General features: G+C 64.8%; 1 protein-coding gene and 1 pseudogene. Both read right to left on the reverse strand.

Annotated elements, in window-relative coordinates; genetic code table 11:
• Positions 1-299: pseudogene (locus EOA49_RS31885) on the reverse strand (amidohydrolase); the annotation flags it as partial.
• Positions 299-1559 (reverse strand): LLM class flavin-dependent oxidoreductase (locus tag EOA49_RS31890; RefSeq protein ID WP_164749384.1); only part of this gene is annotated, 1261 nt, incomplete at its 5' end. The gene EOA49_RS31890 and the pseudogene EOA49_RS31885, both read right to left, overlap by 1 nt.

Consider the following 1559-nt stretch of genomic DNA (forward strand, 5'->3'; position numbering starts at 1 on the left):
GCATAGGGCAGGCCCGTCGCCTCGACGATCGGCAAGGCGTCCATGTCGGCGCGGATGCCGATCGACTTCCCGCCATTGCCGTTGCGCAGCGTTCCGACGACACCCGTGCCGCCAATGTTGCGGACAACCTGATAGCCCCAGGCTTGCAGGCGCTCGGCGACCAGCGCACTGGTCTTCTTCTCCTGGTAGGCCAGTTCCGGTTCGCTATGAAGCTTGCGGCGCAGAGCGACGAACTCGTCGGCGCTGTCCAGGATCGCCTCGGCGATCGCCGCCGAAGGCGGAGCGGGCCGGACCGTCATCAGGCTGCTTCCTCGGTCGCCGCCGCGGAAGAAGCATTCTGCGCGTGACGGCTTTCCTTGAATGGCAGCTCGAGGTGGTCGCGCAGGGTCGTGCCGATCTGATCGCGGACGTGGCGGCCGCGCTTTTCCAGGATGGGCAGGACATGCTTCTCGAAATCGTCGAGCCCGGCCGGGATGACCTGGAAGCCCAGCACGAAACCGTCCGCCGCTCCGCCATCCACCCAGCGGACCAGTTCGTCGGCGATCTTTTCCGGCGTGCCGATGAAGGCGCTGCGCGTCGTTGCGGCGTCCAGCGCGACCTCGCGCAAGGTGAGGTTCTTTTCCCTGGCGACCCGTTTGATGCGGTCGGTGGTCGAGCGGAAATTGTTCTTGCCGATGTCGCCGAGTTCCGGGAACGGCTCGTCGACCGGATAGGCGGTGAAGTCATGATGGTCGAAGAAGCGCCCGAGATAGAGCAGCGCTTCATGGACCGTGACCAGGTCGCGTATCTCGCGATATTTGCGCTCGGCCTCTTCCTCCGTCGAGCCGACGATCGGCGCGATGCCCGGCAAGATCTTGATATGGTCGGCGCTGCGGCCATGCGCCACCGCGCTTTCCTTCAGCCGCCGCGACAGCTCGCGATTCTCCTCAAAGGAAGCGGCGTTGGCAAAGACCGCGTCGGCATGCCTGCCGCCAAGCGCGATGCCGTCGTCCGAACCGCCGGCCTGGAAGAGAACCGGCTGTCCTTGTGGCGAACGGCCGAGATTGAGCGGCCCCTCGGCCGAATGGAAGCGACCCTTGAAGTTCAGCCGGTGCATCTTCGAGAAATCGGCATAGCGGCCGGTCTGCCGGTCGCGCAGGAAGGCATCGTCGTCCCAGGAATCCCAGAGACCCTTGACGATCTCGATATGCTCGGCGGCGATCTGATAGCGCAGCGCGTGCTCGGGATGCTTGTCGCGGCCATAGTTCTTGGCGGAGCCTTCGAGCGGCGAGGTCACCGCGTTCCAGCCAGCGCGTCCGCCGCTCACCACATCGATCGAACCGAATTGCCGGGCGACGGTGAACGGGTCGCTGTAGGAGGTCGACAGCGTGCCGACCAGGCCGATGCTCTTTGTCGCCGCCGCCAGCGCCGACAGCAGCACGATTGGCTCGAAGCGGTTGAGGAAATGCGGGATCGACTGTTCGTTGATGTAGAGCCCATCGGCGACGAAGGCGAAGGCTATGCCCGCCGCTTCCGCCTGGCGCGCGATGCCGACGTAATAATCGAAATTGATGCTTGCG

This window comes from Mesorhizobium sp. M1A.F.Ca.IN.020.04.1.1 (assembly GCF_003997315.1).
Lineage (GTDB): Bacteria > Pseudomonadota > Alphaproteobacteria > Rhizobiales > Rhizobiaceae > Mesorhizobium.